This window comes from Treponema rectale (assembly GCF_014202035.1).
GTDB lineage: Bacteria > Spirochaetota > Spirochaetia > Treponematales > Treponemataceae > Treponema_D > Treponema_D rectale.
On record NZ_JACHFR010000001.1, the window covers coordinates 712,533 to 729,329 of the forward strand.

Sequence of the window (16,797 nt, forward strand, 5' to 3'; positions counted from 1 at the left end):
CGTTTTTTTCCGAATATTGTAGTAAGAAAATTTATTTGGAAAAAAATGGCTTTTTCAATTTTTAAGAAAACTTATTTTTTACAGGATCCTCGTTCATTTTCTTTTAGAAGGCTTCCGGCCGGAAGTCTGCCCCATGAAGGTTTTACAAACGTTCGTAAGTTTGCTTTTCCTTTTAATATTGCCTGGATTTGCATTGAAGAAGATTATATTGAAAATACACTGGCTTTTAATTACGTAGTACGGGAAAGTTCAGGAGAATTATCAAAAAACTACCGGACGGTATTTGATTTTTATCATGGAAGGGTAATTGATTATTCAGATTACGACCGTTCGTTCTATAATTACTGTAAAAAAAATACATCTTATGCTTCTTCTGTCCTGTCTTTTGCTTCCGTACAGCTTCTGAATATGATAAATCAGTATTCCGGATTGCAGATGCAGGAGTGCAGGCTTCTGAAAGGAATTGAGCTTCTGGAAAGTCTTGTAAAATTTCCTTATGAACCGCTGCTGAATAAAATTGCTTCTTATTCCACTAAAGTTGACAGGCTTTCTTCTGACTGCTACAACCAGTTCTGTTCCTGCATCGGAATAAAAAGTTTTAGAAAACTTCGCCTCATGTACCTTGAAAATCCCCAGGTTCTTCTTGACTATCGTTTTCTTATGGACTGCGGCTTTACTGATGTAAACATAATGCTCCGTATTTTAAAATCACCACGTTTTAAAAGAGATCCTGCTTTTATGGATTTTATGAAAATAGCAATCCCTGCAAGAGGCGAACTTTGTGCCTGGAATACAGCCAGCCGGTTTGACTGGAAGAGCGGAGATATTGAACTGTTTGACTGCATGAGAATGTTCTGCCGTTACAGTGACAGGCTTCCGGAAAGTTTCTGCAGTCAGGTAATAAAGGATGGTCCTACAAAATACAATCATGACATTCTTTCAAAATATGCCTGGGAACTGGAAAATGTTAATGTAGAATTCGGCTACACAGAATTTGAAAAATCTCTGGCTGATTCAATTGAAGGCTATGACTTTTTACTTCCTAAGGACTCTGCAATGCTCAGGGATCTTGGGGCTGAACTTCATAACTGCCTCTCTTCTTATAAGGATAAGGTTCTTAGAAAAGAGTGTACTGTAGTTTACGTTATCAGGAATAAAGAATATGTTGCCTGCATTGAAGTTCGTGATAATATGATTTATCAGCAGCGCGTTGATTATAATGAAACTCCTTTCGGAGAAATGGCAGAACTGTTAAAGACGTGGCGGCTGAAACATAAACTTAGTTTTAACGGCAATAATTTTTAGGAATGTTTTCCTGTTTATAAAAATATTGTATAATCTCATCATATAGTTTTCAGGAGAGTTTCATGGCAGAATATAAAATTCCGGAAGGAAAAGAACTTCGTATTGCAATCAGCGGAAAAAGCGGCTGCGGAAATACAACAGTAAGTACGCTTCTTTCTCAGCGGCTTGGTGTAAATCTTATAAATTTTACGTTCAGACAGCTGGCACAGGAAAAGGGACTTACCCTTGCCCAGGTAATTGAAAATGCAAAAACAGATGATTCCTATGACATTGAAGTTGATACAAGGCAGGTAGAACTTGCAAAAAAAGAATCCTGCGTACTGGGAAGCCGTCTTGCCATATGGATGCTTAAGGAAGCTGACTTAAAGGTTTATCTTTATGCCAGTGACGAGACAAGAGCTCTGCGCATACTTAACCGTGAAGGTGGGGATCTTCAGCAGATAAAGGATTTTACTTCCATGAGGGATCGGGAAGATTCTAAGCGCTATAAAAAACTTTATGACATTGATAACAGCATTTATGATTTCTGTGACCTCATAATTGATACAGCTGACTATAATCCTGAACAGATTACTGATATTATTCTTGAAGAAGCTGTAAAACGCGGTCTGACGGAAAAATGCTAACTAAAGAATGAATCATTAAGGTATGCTTTTAACCATCTGATATTCTATAAAAAATAAAACCTGACTTTTATGGGGGTATCAGATGGAATCAGATTATTCTTCTGCAAAAGAACAGTATGCGGCACTGGGGGTTGATACTGACAGAGCCATACAATTATTGAAAAAAATTCCTGTTTCTATGCACTGCTGGCAGGGGGATGACGTAGGCGGTTTTGAGCATGCCGGCGCTTCTCTTGATGGTGGCGGAATACAGGTAACAGGAAACTATCCTGGAAAAGCCCGCTCAATGGAAGAACTCCGCAGTGATATAGAAAAAACGCTTTCCCTTACACCGGGAAGCTATCGTCTTAATGTGCATGCAAATTATGCAGATTTTTCATCTACCGGTTTTGCAGACAGGGATGCACTTGAGCCTGAACATTTTAAAAGCTGGGTACAGTGGTCTAAAGAAAATAAAGTTCCCCTGGATTTTAATTCGACTCTTTTTTCTCATCCGAAGGCCTCAGGTCTTACTCTTTCTTCAAAAGATAAAGGCATCAGGGATTTCTGGATTGAACATGTAAAACGCTGCCGTAAAATCGGTGAATATATGGGTAAAGAACAGGGCAGCGCCTGCATTCACAACATATGGATTGCAGACGGTATGAAAGACATTCCTGTTGACCGTCAGGGGTACCGTGAAATTCTTGCTTCATCCCTTGATGATATTCTCAGCGTAAAAATTTCCAAGGACTATCTTAAAGATTCTGTAGAATCAAAAGTATTCGGAATCGGAACGGAAAGTTATGTTGTGGGAAGCCATGAGTTTTATATGGGATATGCCGTAAAAAATCAGATGCTCTTAACTATTGATATGGGACATTTTCATCCTACTGAAAATGTTGCAGACAAGCTTTCTTCCGTACTTATGTTTGTTCCGGAAATTCTTCTTCATCTCTCAAGAGGCGTAAGATGGGACAGTGATCACGTAACTCTTTTTAATGATGACATGAAGGCTATGGCTGAAGAAATGGTCAGAACCGGAAAACTTGATAAGATTCACATTGGTACCGATTATTTTGACGGCTCAATTAACAGAATCGGTGCCTGGGTTATCGGACAGCGGGCAACTCAGAAATCACTTCTAAGAGCTCTTCTTGAACCTTCCGAAAAACTTATGTCTTACGAAAATGACGGTAATTATTTTGCACGTCTTGCACTTCTTGAAGCAGAAAAAACACTTCCTTTCGGTGCGGTATGGAACCGTTACTGCGAAGAATGTTCTGTTCCGTCTGACCTTCAGGTTATTGATGAGATAATGAATTACGAAAAAAGCGTAACTGCTTTAAGGGGATGAGCATATGGGTGAAATTCAGTGTGCATTTAAGATGAAACTCAAGCCTGGAATGGCAGAAGAGTATAAAAGACGTCATGATGCAATCTGGCCGGAACTGAAAAAAGTAATATCAGACAGCGGTGTTTATGACTATTCGATTTTTCTTGATGAAGAAACAAACATTCTGTTTGCATATCAGAAACTGAAGCCGGGTAATAAAGCTGATGAGCAGAAAAACGATCCGGTTGTAAGAAAATGGTGGGATATGATGGCTGACATCATGGATGTAAATCCTGATAATTCACCTGTAAGTATTCCGCTGAAGCAGATGTTCCATATGGATTAAAAAAAACGGCAGCCTTACTGACAAACTTCCTTTGTTTTTCATCAGATGTGTCAGTGTGCTGCCGTTTTTGTTTTTATATAAGCTTTTACTTTTTTACTGAAGCTTTTCTACCATTGCCCAAAGGCTTTCTGCTGAGTTAAAGTTTTCCGGTACAATTTCTGCCGGGGTGATGTCAATATCAAAAGTTTCCTTGAGACGGTTAATAAGTTCTACAATGTCAAAGGAATCAAGTACTGCATTATCAATAAGTCCCTTTTCATTTTCAAAATCAACATCCGGTTTAAGTTCTTTAAGTATGTCCATCAGTTCGTCCATAATTTTCTCCTTTTTAACGACTATCCTTTGAGTTGATTATAAAAGTTTCTTTATGATTACGCAACAACGTAAATACAGAGTTTTGTTTTAATACAACAGCCGGAAGAGGATGACTTAAAAACAGGTAGATGCCTTCTGTTATTGAATAGGCTCCTATGTCTTTAAATGCAAGAAGATCTCCATATTCAGGTGCAGAAAGTTCAAGTTTTCTGAGAACAACATCTGCTGTGGTACAAAGGGAACCGCAGATTGTACATGGAGTACTGTCTGTGGAATTCTGTATTTCTGATGATTCTTTTATCTGAATAACTTTCGGATTTTTCATACCCATCATCTGACCGTAATAATTGATGTGGTTTATTCCGCCGTCAATGATGACATAAGTTGAGTCTCCGTCTTTCTTTACATCCATTATTTTTGTAATGTAGGTTCCGCAGCAGGAAGCAATGTAACGTCCCAGTTCTATTACAAAAGTCCATGGGGATGTCTTAATCTGGTCAGCAAAGAACTGTACTTCAGAAAAGTTTTCGCTCTGATCGGTATCAGAAAAATATTCATAGCTTAAGCCGGGACCGTATTCAATCTGTGAAAAATCAATTGAATGTTTTTCTTTCAGGCTGCTGCAGTAGTCCTGTATGAATACTGTCTCTTCCTGAATTTTTTTCTGTTTTTTCTGAGTACCGGTAAAGTAATGTATTCCCCGGATTTTTACGGAAGGTTCTTTCTTAATTTCCTGAATGCAGGCATCTATGTCTTCGCTGCTCATTCCGAACTGATTTCCGCTTGTAAGGCGGAGTATTACTTCCTGAGAATGAACCGGAAGTTTCTTTACCGCATCAAGGAGATATTTACAGTGAAGGGAAGATTCAAGGGTAATGGTTTTTACCTTCAGTTTATAAGCCCTTTCAACATCTTCTGCAGTCTTACATACTCCTGAAAATACGATTTTATCAGGAGAAAGGCCTGCCTTTTCGCATATGGAAAGTTCACCTGGAGAGCATACTTCAAAAAGAAGGTCTTCATCCTTTAATGGTTCTACTAAAAAAGGATTTGCCTTTATTGCGTAACAAAGTACTGTGTTTTCCGGAAGAACTTTTTTTATTCCCGCAATTCTTTTTTTTACTGCATCAGAGTCAAAGACGTACAGCGGGCTTCCGTATTTTTCTGCAAGTTCCTTAAGCTGATTCATTAAGCATAGCCTCCAGTGCTTTTTTGTCTGTCTTTCCGTTTTTTGTCATAGGGAATTCTTTTACCCATATAAAGTCGGAAGGTACCATATAGGCAGGAAGAGTCTGCTTGATTAAAGTAACTATTTCCTTTTTTTCTGTTTCTGTACCCGTGTAAAATGCGGTAATTTTATTTTCTGCAAATATGCAGCAGGTTCTGGTAATGTTCGGATGTTTAGAAACGGCTCCTTCTATTTCTCCAAGCTCAATACGGTGTCCCATATGTTTGATCTGAGTATCTTTACGGCCGATATAGTAAAGAAGTCCGTCATCTCCGTATTTTGCAAGATCTCCTGTCCTGTAAATGCGTTCAAAGCGTTTTTTCTGTACAGGATTCTGAGTGAATACAGAAGCAGTCTTCTCTTCGTTATTTATGTATCCGAGAGCAACGCAGGTTCCGGAAACACAAAGTTCTCCTTCCGTATTTTTTTCTGTAACGAGAGTATCGTTTTCATCCAGCAGGAAAACCCTTTCATTTTTGAAAGGTATGCCGATTGGAAGAACCTCATAATCTGCATCTGCCGGTATTTTGAAATAAGTACAGTTGCAGGTTATTTCTGTAGGTCCGTAAAGATTTACGTATTGTGCTGAAGGTACGTACTGCTTCCAGATATCAAGCTGCTTTTTAGGCATTACTTCTCCGGAGAACATTATTTTTTTAAGACTGGTCGGAACTTTATAAGAAAAACCGTTCAGGGTAGAAACCATGCACAGTGCGCTTACGGCCCATATAAGTGTGGTAATCTGTCTTTCTTCAAGATAGTCCAGAAGTTTTACCGGCATTGAAAAGAACATTTTCGGAACCAGATGAACTGTTGCGCCGGTAAATACTGCAGAAAAAATATCTTTTACTGAAACATCAAAATCAAAAGGAGCCTGGTTTGCAATGTTTTCTTCCGGTGAAATCTCAAAGGTTTCCGTAAAGCACTGTATGAAATCTATAACCGAACGGTGGGATACGGCGACGGCTTTCGGAACTCCTGTTGAGCCGGAGGTAAAGTTTGCATATACGGCATCTGTATCAATTATTGAAAGACGGCGTTCAGCGGAATATGCATAGTTGTTTTCAGAAAGAAGCTGTTCAACCTGGTCTGTAAAAACCGGAGTAACATTAAGGCCTGAAAGTTTTTTTTCAAAACGGCGGTCTGCAATTACACTGGATGCGTCAAGGGTAGTAAACATTGATGTAAGGCGGGTGTCCGGAAATGTTGCATCAAAGAAGGAGTAAAAGCATCCTGCATAAAGGGCTGCAAAAAAATATGTAACTGTTTTGACGTTTTTATCTGTCATTACCGGAACGGCTTCTCCCGGCTTAAAGTGTTCTGCAATAACGCAGGAAAGTGCCTTTGCTTTTTCTGTAAGTTCTTTCCACGTAATTGAGGAGGTAACATCTGCAAAAGCTGTTTTATCAGGAAACTTTTCTGCTGTTTCTTCAAGATAATCAAGTACTGTATATTTCATAAATTCCCGTCCGGTGAAGTTTAATTATTTTTTTATTGAAGCCTGAATGCTGGCAACTGGCAGAGGAGGAAGATTAACGTCTTTCAGCATGGAATTGAAATCCTGCCAGTATAAAAGGTATGTCTGCCGGAAGATTTCATTTGCTGAAGCGTCCTGATCATAAGTTTCTCCCGATTCAAGTGAAGCAAAAATAAAATATGCAAGGCGGGCTGAAGCAATGTTTTTCTGTTCTTCGTTTTCAATGTTAAGGTCGACTTCTATTACACATGAGAATTTATCAAGGTTATCAGCAGGAGGGGGCATAAGGTTAATCCTGTTTACCTTCATATGGAGTTTACTTGTCGGCTGAAGGTCATTTCTGCTTATGCTTTTTTCTTTAGTGATGATGTGGTCAATTTTCATTTATGCTGTCCTTATAAAAAAGTGTACTCCAGAAAACGCTGAGAAATTCTGGAGTACAGTCCGCTTTTTTTTACGAACACTTTCTTTTTAGTTTTATTTTTACTGACTGCTGATTAAAGGGAGCTCATGAGATATTCCTTGAAGCTCTCATAATCCTTTTCCATAGGAATGGCATTGTCAGGAAGGGACATTACCTTTTCAAGTCTTTCCGGCATGCTTGGTTCTCTTCCGATTGCCTTTACGACAGTTGCGCCGAATTTTGCAGGAGCGGCAGTTTCAAGAATGATGCCTACTGCTTTTTTATCAGCTGCAGCTTTTCCCCATTCAGGAACATTTGCTGTAAGTCCCGGTTCATTTATGTCTGTTTTTAATGTTCCATTGATGAGTTCAGCCATTTTACCGCCGCGGATATCGTTCCATGCTTTCCAGCCCACTGCTCCGTGAGGATCAATGATGTATCCTGTATTTGAATGGCAGGAACGTATTGCATCAAGAGTTCCTTCATCATCAGTCCAGTAAGAAGCAAAGAGAGAGCGAACCTGTTCCAGTGAATACATTGCGCTGATTCTTTCGTAGTTACTTGGTGCACCTACATCCATTGCATTGCTGAGGGTAGAAACTGAAGGACGTGCTTCATAATTACCGGTAGCAATCCAGTCAGGAACCGTGTGGTTTGAATTTGTAGCGGCAACGAAACCTGCAATTGGTGCTCCCATTTCGCGGGCGATAAGTCCGGAAGTCAGGTTTCCGAAGTTTCCGCTCGGTACAATACAGATTATTGATGGATTTTCAATCTTGCTGTCCTGAGGAATGCGGTTCTTAACTACAAGGGAAGAATACATATAATAGAAACTCTGAGGAAGAAGACGGGAAATGTTTATTGAGTTTGCAGATGAAAGGCGGAATTTGTTTCTGAGTTCAGTATCTGTGAATGCTGTCTTTACAAGTTTCTGACAGTCATCAAAAGTTCCCTTTACTTTAAGGGCACGAACGTTTCCTGTGAAGGTTGAAAGCTGTTTTTCCTGAAGAGGAGAAATCTTTCCGTCCGGATAAAGAATGGTTACGTCAATGCCTGGTACATTATGGAAGGCGCTTCCTACAGCAGAACCGGTATCTCCGGAAGTTGCAACAAGAATGTGAAGATTGTCATTTTCGTTTCTGTTGAAATAAGACATTACGCGGGCCATGAATCTTGCACCGAAATCTTTGAAAGCGCATGTAGGACCGTGGAAAAGTTCAAGGACATAAGTTACCGGATCAACAGGTACAACCTGGGATGTAAACGGATAGGCATCGATTATGAGAGATTCAAGGTCTGCATCAGGAATTTCTCCCTCAACATAAGGTTTAGCCATATTGAAGGCTACTTCCCTGAATGAAGGTTCCGGAATCCTGTTGATGAATGAACTTTCAAGTTTCGGGAATTCTACAGGAATGTAAAGTCCACCTGTAGAAGCATTCATTCCGTTCATTACGGCAGTCTGAAAATTTACTTTTACGCTTTTATCACGGGTATCTGTGTAAATCATGTTCTTCCTCAATACATTCAATAGTTCTTTAAATAAGAACGCAAGTAATATAGCAGAAAATCATATATAGTTCAATCTTTTGAACTTCCGGCGATGACTCCGGCTTAAAATCAGGACAGGAGTATGAAAATAAACAGTGTCATGTTGTAGATGAAGTGGGCTGCCGTTCCGCTTGAAACACTTCCGGTTTTTATCCTGCAGAGTCTCAGGAAGATTCCGCATATGAATGCGTTTGCAACTGCCGCAATTCCCAGATAAAGGTGTCCGAGGGCAAAAAGCATCAGGGTAAGCAGTTCAAATAGAATTTTAATGTACTTATTTTCTGTAAAGGAAAGCAGGCTTTCCGGAACAGTCTGACGGTATATTACCTCTTCGTAATAGGAGGCACAGAATACGTTTATTATCAGGAAGAGGATGTTTGTAATTCCCGGCGAGATGTTCTGAAGGTTCTGATCTGAGTGGGAAAGAAGCTGGGGAAGAAAGAGGGACAGTACGGTTATGGCTGCGTAGGTGAACATAAGCAGTCCTATTGTAATGCTGGTCCACTGAAGGTGATTCAGTATGACGGAAAAGAAATTTTTTCTGGCAGGGACTTCCCGGGGTTTGAGGAATATTCTCCATTCGGCGTCAAGAATGAGGGCAAGAAACAGCTGTACAAGAGAAAAAAAAGAGAAGGAAAAGATTGCAGACATCTGTCCTGAAGAGGAGACCGTGAGCGTAGGCAGTACAAGAAGGATAAGTACTGCACATAATTGAATCAAGATGTATTTTTTTTTCATTTGTGCTATCATACAGAAATACTAAAAAAATGGCGAGGACAATGTGATTTATTTATTACCGCTTCTGTCGGCTATGCTTCTTACCCTGGTCCTTATAAAACTCAGCAGCATATTCAAGAAGAAGACTGCTTTTTTTTCACTTGGAAAGGATTACGGATTTACTTTTACGGAGATGGTCACTTTATGGAAACTTGCGGAAAGATGCGCTCATACTGCTCCTGAAATCCTTTTTGATTCTCTTCCTGAACTTGACAGATGTATAAAATTGTATATAGATACTGCAAAAAAGGACGGACGTTACGAAAGCTTTACGACCCAGAAGTTCCTTGAAAAGCTTTATTCCTTCAGGTCAAAGGTTTCCGTTGAATATGACCGGAAACAGGGAATCCGTTCATCAAGACAGATAAGCAGGGGACAGAAACTCAGGATACTTGTTCCGGGATCAGGAATTTTCAGTTCCAGAGTTGTTGATGTTTCCAGGGAACTTGTCGTGTCTCTTCCGGTTCAGGCAGGTACGTCAGTAAAAATGACCAGTTCAATGAAAAGGGCCTGGTGGGAAGGAAAAAAAATTGCCGTTTACTTCTGGCGTAAAAATGATGCTGCTTATGTTTTTGATTCAACGGTGTTCGGCTCCTCCAGTAAAAACGGAGAAAGCTGCCTGTTCCTTCAGCACAGCGACAGTCTTGAGCGGACTCAGAAAAGGCAGGCCATACGGTCATCCTGCGAACTTCCTGCTTCAATGTATTTTACCGGTCCTTCGGCTCCTTATGAACCGGCAGGTGACGGAGAAGAAGGATACAGGTGCCTCATAGAAGACATCAGTGAAAAAGGTGCCATGATAAGGGTTGGCGGTAAATGCCGGGGTAATTCCTTTCTCAAGCTTCAGTTTGATATGGACGGAAATTTTATCCTGATGCAGGGAAGCGTAAAGTCTGTTGAATACAACAAGTATATGAATCAGTCCCGCATTCATTTTGAATGTTCCAGAATTTCATCAGACATGAAAAAAATGATTCTTGCCTATGTATACCGTCTTGATGTGATGAATGAAGAACAGAAAGAAATTATGACGTTCATTAATGAAGATGAGAAAGAGGAAGAAAAAAAGGCTTCTGACACTTGAAAATATAGGGTGTACCATTAAAATGGATGTGAAAGATATTATTAAGGAGAGGGTAATGAAAAAAACGGAAATAAACGGAATCAGGAAAATTGCAGTTTATGGAATTATGTTTTTAAGCTCCCTTCCTTTTTTTTCGCTGGACAGGCAGCTTGAAATTGATTATGTAAAAGGCAGCATAGAGGATAAGGTTTCTGCCGTAAAACAGAGTGCGCTTCTGGGAGATTATACCCTGAATGTACGGGCCATAGATTTTTATATTGAAAATAAAGAACTTCTTGAACAGGATGAGGAACTTAAAAAGCTTCTTCTTGAATCTGTAAAAACTCTGGGACCTGCATATTCAGGTGATGTGGCATCAAAACTCTGCCGGATATTTAAGGAAAATTCTGACTCCGAGGTCCGTAAGGCTGTGATTGAAAAATTTTCTGATTACAGCAGCGCCAACAGTGTTTCTCTTGTAAATTCATATCTTTCAGAGCAGATAAAGAATAATGCTCCTGCAGATGATGTCGTTCTGGCTTCAGTCAAATATCTTCAGTTAAAGGGAAACGTTACTTCTTTCAGGCTTATTTTTGTTGCAGACATTCTTGGAATGTGGGAAGAGCATTCTTCAGAACTGGCGCAGGCCTGGGGACCTCTTGCAAATAATTCAGAAAATGAAGTGCTCCAGGTACTTCAGACTTCTTCCTTTGACCAGAAACTTTTGATTTTAAGGGCGGTTCAGAAAAATCCATATGTTTCAAAAAAAATCAGATCAGAAGTTGCGGAAAATGCATTATCGGAGGCTATATATAATATAGGGGAAACTTCTGATGTGATCATTGAACTGCAGAAGGAATCGCTTGAAGTTATTTCTGCTTCCCAGTGGACAAGGGCAGCTTCTCTTGCCACGGATTATTTTTCTGTTGCAAGAACGGAATATGAAAACGGCCATATGACTGCAGAGGATTTTGCTTCAGTCATTACCAATGTTGCTGCCATAGCTTCTGACGAAACCGGACGCGTGCTTTCTGAATATCTGGACTTTCTCAACAAGAGCAAGGAATTTTCAAATGCTCCTGTTGAAGCCGTCGTGCTTTCCGTCATTAATGCTCTCGGAGGTTTAGGGGATAAGACAGCCTTTGATTACCTTCTTTACGTAACGTATCTTGATTATTCTCCGGAGGTTATAACGGCTGCCAGAAATGCCCTTGCCAAACTTAAGTGGTAACATTTCGTTTAAGAAATCCTTTTGTCCTTAGTGCTGCTGTCGTGGCGGCACTGATTTACTGCGGTTCGTTGAAACTTTCACCTTCACAGCCATTTATGTCCTCCATACGGGAATCTGATTTAACCGGTGTTGAAGGTTCTGTCTGTTCAAATCCTGTAATGATTTCATCAGGTAAATACTATTCCGTCAAACTCAGGACTTTTTCATGTTCAGGATATTGTGGCGGTTCTTCAGTGACAGGCTCTGCTTCCGGAATACTTACAGTATTTTTGCCGGATGAATATGTGGAAAATCTTTATCCCGGAAAACTGTATTCAGACAGTGACAGCGGCGGTGTCCTTGCAGAAGCCGGGGAAATTCTTTTCGTAAAGGGAAGGTTTTCTGACTCACGCCGTGTTTTTTATGCAGCGGAAGTTTTTGCTCATGGACACGAAAAATCTTTTGCCGGTCACATAAAGCATTTCAGGGCATTGTGCCGGCTTAATTTCAGGCGACTCATGTATTCCTGGGGAAAGGCTGGAGGCCTTGTCCTGTCTCTTCTTTCCGGTTCTCGGGATTTTCTTGAGGATGGAATTGCTGAAGCGTTTATGCTTGCAGGACTTTCTCATGTTCTTGCCTTAAGCGGAATGCATCTTTCTTTCTTTTCAGGAATAGCGGGATTTACAGGAAAACTCATACTGGGAAAACGTTTTTCTTTTTTTTCAGGAACGGCAGGAACTGTTTTCTTTATTTGGTTTGCAGGATTTTCTCCGTCGCTGTTCCGTGCCTTTTTATGCTTCCTCATACTGGCAGCCTGTAATTTTTCTTCCTGCAGGGAACCTGATATGTTCTGCATTTTATGCTGTGCATTTTTAATTCATGTATGTATTTTTCCTGAGGATGTATATTCCGCTGCATTCATTCTGTCTTATGGAGCTTTAGCCGGAATACTTTTGTTTTCTGATTTCTGCAGAAAACCTTTTATGGCCTTTGCCGGTGAAAAGCTCTCTTCTTCATTAGGTGCATCCGCCGCAGCTCAGAGTGCAACGGCACCGCTGTCTTTTTTACTGTTCAAAACCTTCAGTCCTGCAGGAATTGCCGCATCAGTTATTGTTTCTCCTCTGATAAGTTTCTTTATGACCTTTTCACTTTTTTCTGTAGTTTTAAGCCTGGCAGTACCTTTCCTTTCATCATGGTTTGGCATTATAATGAACGGGCTTTATTATGGAATAGTTTTAATTGTAAAGTTCTTTGCGATTATTCCATGTGTACGGCTATAAATCAGTCATTGAGGTTTTGAAGTGGGACATCCAGATTATAATTCTCCGTCAGAGTTAAAGAATTTTCTTGACAGCCATGAAATGGGAATGCAGAAAAAATTCGGACAGAATTTTATGATAAATGAAGCTGCAAGAAAACGTATTATTGAAAGTTTAAAACTTACGGCTTCTGATTCTGTCTGGGAAATTGGTCCCGGTTTAGGATGCATGACTGAACTTATTCTTGAAAGCAATGCAAAACTTACTGTCTTTGAAATTGACAGGGGGTTTATTTCCTGCTTAAAGGAATTTTTTTCTGATAAGCTTTCGTCAGGTTCCTTTTCAATTGTTGAAGGGGATGTTTTAAAAAACTGGAAGAAACAGAAAAATGAGAATCCGGCCGTAAAACTTTTCGGAAACCTTCCATATAACATTGCAGCTACCTTTATTGCAGACACCATAGCAGACGGCCTTGTTTTTGACCGATGTGTTTTTACCGTACAGAAAGAAGTTGCAATGCGGATGTGGGCAAAACCGAAGGAGGAGAATTATTCCTCATTCAGCGTATTGTGCCAGTATTTTTATGATGTGGAAAAAGGCTTTGAATTAGGTCCTGGAAATTTCTGGCCTAAACCGAATGTTTCTTCTCATTCAGTAATTTTTACAAAAAAACAGGATTTTAAAAGTACCTGCAGTACAGCAGCTTTTGTAAAAATGGTACACGCACTTTTTTCTGCAAGAAGAAAAACCATTGCAAATAATATAAAGTCAATTTTAAATTCTGATATTAACGCAGATGATTTTTTTGAGAGGGCTGGTATCGATAAAGGCCTGCGTGCAGAAACTTTAAGTACTGATGATTTTATCCGCCTTGCAACGGTATATGAAAAAATGAATAACAAAAAAGGAGAGTAATTATGACTGCTGAACAGATAGCTGAAAACATAAATAAGATACGCGCAACCCTGCCTGAGAACGTTGAGTTGTGTGCCGTAAGTAAGTTTCATCCTGCAGAAGATGTTGAAGCTGCATTGAAGGCAGGGCAGGTACTTTTTGGAGAAAACCGGGTGCAGGAAGCTGTAGAAAAGTTTGGACTGATAAACAGAGATTCCAAAAGAGCCAGACTGCATATTATCGGAAGCCTCCAGTCAAATAAAGTCAGGAAGGCAGTTCTTGTGGCAGACTGCATTCAGTCTGTAGACAGAACTGAACTTGTTGAACTTATTGAAAAAGAATGTAACCGCATTAATAAAACCATTCAGATTTTTTTTGAACTTCATACTGGAGAAGATTCAAAAAGCGGATTTTCTTCTGAAGAAGAAATACTTGCCCTTTGCAGTCGCTTTTCGGCAGGAGAGTTTCCTCATGTGATTCCTGCAGGATTGATGACAATGGCTCCTTTTACTGATGATGAATCCCGCATTCGAAAAAGTTTTTCAACCCTGAGGCTTCTCCGGGAAAAAATAAATTCCCTTTATCCTGAACTTCCTGTAAAGGAATTAAGTATGGGAATGAGCGGTGATTATAAGATTGCCGTAGAGGAGGGCAGCACGATCGTCCGTATCGGTACTGCAATTTTTGGAGAAAGACAGTACAATTGATTCTGCGATGAAAAAACTATTGTGCATCCTTTTAATGATTATAACCGTCTCTCCTGCAGCAGTTTTTGCAGCGTCTGATTCAACTACGCCTGAACCATATAAAAAGGAAGAATTTAATCCGGTGCTCCATGACATCAGGCGGGCAGAGATAATAACATTTGGTTCTCTTCCTTTTGTTACTCTTGGTGTTACCGTTGCTTACGGTGCCTACGGTTATTTTTCGGGGGAGTTTTCTTCTTTTCCTAATCCTCTGGATAAAAGTGCAGATTCTTTTTCTTCATGGCAGCAGGCAAAAATTTTTGGCGTTTCGTTAGGAATCAGTGCCGGTCTTGGACTTATTGATTTTGGAATCAATTTTGCAAGGCGGCGGAACAGGGCTAAGCGGGAAAAGTCCCTTCTTGAAAATTCCAGACAGATTCATGTTATTCCTTACAGGGAAGAATTCATCAGGTCAGGGGGACTGGAGAAAATAGAATCTGGTGAATTTGAATATGTTGAAGAAACTGAAAACTTATCTGAAGTAAATTAGATGGCAGGTTTTTCCATAAAGGTTCCGGAGGATTATTCCGGAGCTGAACGTCTTGATAAATATGTAGCTTCTCTTCCTGACGGCATGAACCGCAGCAAACTTAAGGCCGGGTTATGTTCCATCACTGTAAACGGCAGAAACCAGAAAATTTCTTATAAAGTTAAGCCCCGGGATGAAATATACATTCAGTGGGAAGATAATGTTCCGGATGATATTGAACCGGAGAATATTCCCCTGGATATTATTTTTGAAAATGATGATGTTCTTGTAATAAATAAGAAGCAGGGAATGGTTACTCATCCTGCTGCAGGAAACTGGAGCGGTACTCTTGTCAATGCTCTTTTATATTATCTTGGACGGCAGAAAATACATCAGGATAAAACTTCCGGTGGACAGGAGGCGCTTGTCCGCTGCAGACCTGGAATCGTTCACCGGCTGGATAAGGATACATCAGGTATAATAATTACTGCAAAAAACCGTGATGCAGAAGAATTCCTCAGCAGGGAGTTTAAAAGCCACAGGGGTATAGTTAAGGAATATATCTGTATCTGTCAGGGACGGCCTCAATTCAGTACCGGAATCATAAAGACAGGAATGATACGGGATGTAAGGGACAGACAGAGGTTTAAGGCAGTTGAAGAACTTTCTCAGGGAAAACTGGCGGTCAGCGTTTATAAATGCATAGCCTGTTATGGAGATTATTCTTTAATGAAGGTAAGGATTAAAACCGGAAGAACCCATCAGATAAGGGTACACATGAGATACCTTAACTGTCCTGTTTTAGGTGATCCGATTTATTCAAAGGGGGACAGGCTTTTTCCGAAGGCAACTTTAATGCTTCATTCCCGTTATCTTAAGATAAAGCTTCCCGGAAGTAATGAGCCTGCTGTGTTTAAAACAGAAACTCCTGAGAGATTTAAGAAAGTTCTTGCCGTACTTCATAAAAAATACAGTAAAACTATTTTATCAGACTGAGAATTGCGGACGGTCAGCAGAAATGGAAAATATAAGAATTATTGCAGAGCCTTCTGAAAAGAATCCCTTTGCCGTCATCTATAAACCCCGTGGACTTGCAAGTGCTCCTTTAGTCGAAGGGGATGACAGTGCTTTTACCAGGGCTGCAGGGATTTTTCCGGAATTAAAGGACGTTCATGGAATAAAAGCTGTTGAAGGCGGACTTGTTCATAGAATTGACACGGTGACAGACGGTATTCTTGTAATTGCCTCAACGCAGCAGTCTTATGATTCTTTTATCCTTCAGCAGAAGGAAGGACAGTTTATAAAAGAATACACAGCTTTGTGCCGGTATCAGAAAAATCTTCCGGAAGGGTTTCCTCCATGCACGGCTGACAGGGAAAAAATCTCTGCCTGTATGCAAAGCCGCAGTTTTTTTAAATTAAGCTCTCTGTTCAGGCCTTTCGGAAAGAAGGGCAGTGCGGTAAGGCCGGTACGTACTGACGGAGTTTCAGGACGGGCTGAACAGAAAAAAGCCGGTACGAAGATTTATACAACAGAAATTTTACTGGAAAAGGGTACAGACCATGATGTTTTTAAGGCGACCTGCAGAATAACAGCAGGCTATCGTCATCAGGTAAGATGTCATTTGTGCTGGTGCGGCTTTCCTGTAACGGGAGACAGGGTATACAGTTTATCCGGAATTGAAGAAGACTTTAGTTTTACTGCCAGTTCCCTTTCTTTTTTGCACCCGGTTTCTTCTGAACGTATATCCTTTTCAGTGTAAAACTGCAGCGGGCAGGGTTTGTCACTAATCTGTTATAATGCTATAATCCCA

18 protein-coding genes are annotated in these 16,797 nt (G+C 40.2%); 12 read left to right on the forward strand and 6 right to left on the reverse strand.

From position 1 onward, the window contains the following. Positions 1-45 precede the first annotated feature (45 nt). The 4 genes from HNP77_RS02970 (at position 46) to rhaM (ending at position 3,592) form a co-directional block, all read left to right on the forward strand. Positions 46-1,305, forward strand: coding sequence for a PcfJ domain-containing protein (locus tag HNP77_RS02970; protein WP_184651665.1), 1,260 nt, complete (start codon positions 46-48; stop codon positions 1,303-1,305). Between the two features lie 62 nt (positions 1,306-1,367). Continuing rightward, complete coding sequence (gene cmk / locus HNP77_RS02975) at positions 1,368-1,931, forward strand: (d)CMP kinase (protein WP_184651666.1); 564 nt, start codon at positions 1,368-1,370, stop codon at positions 1,929-1,931. Between the two features lie 82 nt (positions 1,932-2,013). Then, on the forward strand, positions 2,014-3,267 hold the full coding sequence (locus HNP77_RS02980; RefSeq protein ID WP_184651667.1) for an L-rhamnose isomerase: 1,254 nt from the start codon (positions 2,014-2,016) through the stop codon (positions 3,265-3,267). 4 nt (positions 3,268-3,271) lie between these two features. After that, the gene (gene rhaM / locus HNP77_RS02985) at positions 3,272-3,592 is read left to right on the forward strand and encodes an L-rhamnose mutarotase (protein WP_184651668.1); all 321 of its coding nucleotides are present in this window, start codon (positions 3,272-3,274) and stop codon (positions 3,590-3,592) included. Between the two features lie 93 nt (positions 3,593-3,685). On the opposite strand, the gene HNP77_RS02990 is transcribed toward rhaM, so the two are convergent. The 6 genes from HNP77_RS02990 to HNP77_RS03015 form a co-directional block, all read right to left on the reverse strand. After that, a complete protein-coding gene (locus HNP77_RS02990; protein ID WP_184651669.1) occupies positions 3,686-3,907 on the reverse strand; it encodes an acyl carrier protein in 222 nt (73 codons plus the stop codon). Positions 3,908-3,920: 13 nt separating this feature from the next. After that, entirely contained in the window at positions 3,921-5,096 is a 1,176-nt protein-coding gene (locus HNP77_RS02995) for a diaminopimelate decarboxylase family protein (protein ID WP_184651670.1), read from the reverse strand. Next, positions 5,083-6,594 carry an amino acid adenylation domain-containing protein gene (locus HNP77_RS03000; RefSeq protein WP_184651671.1) on the reverse strand — a complete coding sequence of 504 codons (1,512 nt, stop codon included), beginning with the start codon at positions 6,592-6,594 and terminating at the stop codon, positions 5,083-5,085. Before HNP77_RS03000 ends, HNP77_RS02995 begins: the two co-directional genes overlap by 14 nt. A 24-nt stretch (positions 6,595-6,618) precedes the next feature. Further along, a complete protein-coding gene (locus HNP77_RS03005; RefSeq protein WP_184651672.1) occupies positions 6,619-6,996 on the reverse strand; it encodes a hypothetical protein in 378 nt (125 codons plus the stop codon). 113 nt (positions 6,997-7,109) lie between these two features. Further along, entirely contained in the window at positions 7,110-8,525 is a 1,416-nt protein-coding gene (gene thrC, locus HNP77_RS03010) for a threonine synthase (RefSeq protein ID WP_184651673.1), read from the reverse strand. 110 nt (positions 8,526-8,635) lie between these two features. After that, positions 8,636-9,304, reverse strand: a complete 669-nt coding sequence (locus tag HNP77_RS03015) for a CPBP family intramembrane glutamic endopeptidase (RefSeq protein ID WP_184651674.1) — start codon at positions 9,302-9,304, stop codon at positions 8,636-8,638. Between the two features lie 43 nt (positions 9,305-9,347). Between HNP77_RS03015 and HNP77_RS03020 the strand changes: the two genes are divergently transcribed. The 8 genes from HNP77_RS03020 to HNP77_RS03055 are packed head-to-tail and all read left to right on the forward strand — an operon-like array spanning position 9,348 to position 16,746. Continuing rightward, positions 9,348-10,427, forward strand: a complete 1,080-nt coding sequence (locus HNP77_RS03020; protein ID WP_184651675.1) for a PilZ domain-containing protein — start codon at positions 9,348-9,350, stop codon at positions 10,425-10,427. Between the two features lie 55 nt (positions 10,428-10,482). Continuing rightward, a complete protein-coding gene (locus tag HNP77_RS03025; protein WP_184651676.1) occupies positions 10,483-11,637 on the forward strand; it encodes a hypothetical protein in 1,155 nt (384 codons plus the stop codon). Further along, a complete protein-coding gene (locus HNP77_RS12485; protein ID WP_184651677.1) occupies positions 11,631-12,896 on the forward strand; it encodes a ComEC/Rec2 family competence protein in 1,266 nt (421 codons plus the stop codon). The genes HNP77_RS03025 and HNP77_RS12485 overlap by 7 nt, the downstream gene beginning before the upstream one ends. Positions 12,897-12,917: 21 nt before the next feature. Continuing rightward, complete coding sequence (rsmA, locus tag HNP77_RS03035; protein WP_184651678.1) at positions 12,918-13,790, forward strand: 16S rRNA (adenine(1518)-N(6)/adenine(1519)-N(6))-dimethyltransferase RsmA; 873 nt, start codon at positions 12,918-12,920, stop codon at positions 13,788-13,790. Between the two features lie 2 nt (positions 13,791-13,792). Beyond that, complete coding sequence (locus HNP77_RS03040) at positions 13,793-14,476, forward strand: YggS family pyridoxal phosphate-dependent enzyme (protein WP_184651679.1); 684 nt, start codon at positions 13,793-13,795, stop codon at positions 14,474-14,476. 7 nt (positions 14,477-14,483) lie between these two features. After that, positions 14,484-15,005: a hypothetical protein gene (locus HNP77_RS03045; RefSeq protein WP_184651680.1), complete on the forward strand. Its 522-nt coding sequence runs from the start codon at positions 14,484-14,486 to the stop codon at positions 15,003-15,005. Further along, a complete protein-coding gene (locus tag HNP77_RS03050) occupies positions 15,006-15,980 on the forward strand; it encodes an RluA family pseudouridine synthase (protein ID WP_184651681.1) in 975 nt (324 codons plus the stop codon). Positions 15,981-16,002: 22 nt separating this feature from the next. Continuing rightward, positions 16,003-16,746 carry a pseudouridine synthase gene (locus tag HNP77_RS03055; protein WP_184651682.1) on the forward strand — a complete coding sequence of 248 codons (744 nt, stop codon included), beginning with the start codon at positions 16,003-16,005 and terminating at the stop codon, positions 16,744-16,746. Positions 16,747-16,797: the final 51 nt, after the last annotated feature.